This window comes from Nocardia sp. bgisy134, from assembly GCF_057708325.1.
Genome location: NZ_JBYIRW010000049.1, coordinates 1 through 2,767, shown reverse-complemented (window position 1 = coordinate 2,767; position 2,767 = coordinate 1). Strand labels below are relative to the sequence as shown.

1 protein-coding gene is annotated in these 2,767 nt (G+C 69.6%); it reads left to right on the top strand.

The window, feature by feature from the left end:
- Positions 1-12: 12 nt before the first annotated feature.
- On the top strand, positions 13-2,767 hold a 2,755-nt coding region (locus AC3ERS_RS36490; protein ID WP_431972719.1), incomplete at its 3' end, for a condensation domain-containing protein.

Here is a 2,767-nt window from a genome sequence, read left to right as displayed (position 1 = left end):
CGGGTGGGTGGTTTGGATCGGGTTTCGCAGTCGGTGCTGTTGACGTTGCCGGTGGGGATCGACCGGGACACGCTCGCCCGGACGGTGCAGGCGGTGTTGGACCGCCACGACATGCTCCGAGCCCGGTTGCGCCGCAGCACCGACTCCGGCTCTGTTTCCGGGTCCGGGTCCGGGTCCGGGGTGGGGTGGGTTCTCGAGGTGTTGCCGGTTGGGTCGGTTCCCGCGGAGTCGCTGCTGGTGCGGGTGCCGGTGGAGGAGGTGAGCGGGCAGGGGTTCTCGGCGGTGGTGGCCGGTGCGTGGGAGGCGGCCGTGGGCCGGCTCGATCCGGCGTCGGGGGTGATGGTGCAGGGAGTGTGGTTCGATCCCGGCACCACCACGGGGGGCCGGTTGTTGCTGGTGGCGCATCATGTGGTGATCGATGGGGTGTCGTGGCGGATTCTGGTGCCCGATCTGGCGGTGGCGTGGGCCCGGCTCGCGGCGGGCGCGCAAGCGGAGCTGGCGCCGGTGGGAACGTCGATGCGACGGTGGGCGCACGGGCTGGTTGCCGCCGCTCACGCCGAGGCCCGGGTCGGGGAACTCGGCCTGTGGCGGGAGATGCTGACCGGGTCGGATCCGGTGTTGGGGTCGCGTGCGTTGGATCCGGCGGTGGATGTGGGGGCCACGGTGGACACGGTCGGCGTGGCGTTGCCGGCCGCGGTCACCGACACCGTGCTCACCACGTTGCCGGAGGTGTTTCACGGCGGGGTGAACGATGGTTTGCTGACCGCCCTGGCGGTGGCGTTGAGTAGCTGGCGGCGTGATCGGGGCATCGACACCGCGCAGGCCTTGATCGGGTTGGAGGGACACGGCCGGGAGGAGCAGGTGGTGGCGGGGGCGGACCTGTCGCGGACGGTGGGCTGGTTCACCACCATGTTCCCGGTGCGTCTGGATTTGGCCGGGGTGGACCTCGACGAGGTCCTGGCCGGTGGTGCGGCGGCGGGGGCGGCGGTCAAGACCGTGAAGGAACAACTGCGCACGACCGCGGACCGCGGGATCGGGTACGGGTTGTTGCGGTATCTCAATGACGAGACCGGTGAGGTACTGGCGTCGTTCCCGCAACCGCAGATCGGGTTCAACTATCTGGGCCGGTTCACCACCACCGGCGCGCTCGCCGACGGTGTGGAGGTGGGGTGGGTTCCGGTCGAGGAGACCGGCGATCTGGGTGGTGGTGATCGGGACCTGCCGGCGGCGGTGGTGCTCGCCGTCGATGCCGCGGTGACCACCACCGCCGCCGGTTCGGTGTTGCGGGCGGTGTTCTCGTTCCCGACCGGGGTGCTCTGCGCCGGCGAGGTGACCGATCTGGCGCGGCGGTGGCGGCAGGCGGTGACCGTGCTGGCCGAGTGTGCGGGGCAGCCGGGTGCGGGCGGGTTCACCCCGTCGGATCTGGATCTGGTGCGCCTGGACCAGCACACGATCGAGGCGCTGGAACAGCGGTATCCGACGCTGGCGGATATCTGGCCGTTGGCGCCGCTGCAGGAGGGGTTGCTGTTTCATGCGTTGCTGGCCGAGCACTCGGTGGACGCGTATCTGCTGCAGTTGGTGTTGGAGTTGCGTGGCGATGTGGATCCGGCACGGTTGCGGGCCGCGGCACGCACACTGCTGGATCGGCACGTGAACCTGCGGGCCGCGTTCGTCTCGGCTCCCGATGGGCGGTTCTGGCAGGTCCTCGCCGACGGTGTCGAGGTGCCGGTGGGTGAGATCGACCTGACCGCAGTGCAGGAGAGCGTGCGTGGGGCCGAACTCGACCGGATCCTGACCGCCGACCGGGCCACCCGGTTCGACATGAGCACCGCGCCGCTGCTGCGGTTGGTGTTGATCACCCTCGCGCCCGGTGAGTACCGGTTGGTGCTGACCAATCATCACATCCTGCTCGACGGTTGGTCGTTGCCGTTGCTGCTGCGGGAACTGCTGACCCTCTATGTCACCGCAGGCGACGGGTCGGGGTTGCCTCGGGTGCAGCCGTACCGGGAGTATCTGGCGTGGCTGGGCCGCCAGGATGCGCAGGCCGCACGCGCGGTGTGGCAGCGGGCTCTGGCGGGAGTCGAGGAGCCGACCCTGCTTGCCCCCGCGCACCGGGGCCGGGAGCTGTCCACGATTCCCGACCAGTGCCGGCTGGATCTGACCGAGGAACAGACCCAGACACTGACCGCGGTGGCCCGCGGGCGGGGAGTCACGCTCAACACCGTGATCCAGGTGGCGTGGGGCCTGGTGCTGGCCACCATGACCTCGCGCGAGGATGTGGTCTTCGGTGCCACCGTCTCGGGTCGGCCGGGGCAGATCCCCGGGGTCGAGTCGATGATCGGGTTGTTCATCAACACCGTGCCGGTGCGGGTGCGGCTGGACTACCGCGAATCCGTCGGCGGGTTGCTTGCACGGGTCCAGGCCGAGCAGGCCGGTCTGCTCGACTACCACCATCTCGGGTTGACCCAGATCCAGGCCGCGGCCGGGGCGGGGGCGGTTTTCGACACGTTGACGGTGTTCGAGTCCTACCCGGTGGATCGGGCCGGATTGTCCGAAGACACCGATCTGGCCGGGATGCGGGTGGTCGGTGCCAGCGCCCACGACGCCACCCATTACCCGGTCACGTTGATCGCCTCCGCCGACACCCGCCTGCACCTGACCATGAAATACCTTCCCGACCTCTACGACACCACCACCGCCACCACCCTGCTCCACCGAATCACCCACGTCCTCGACACCATCACCACCGACACCACAATCCCGGTGG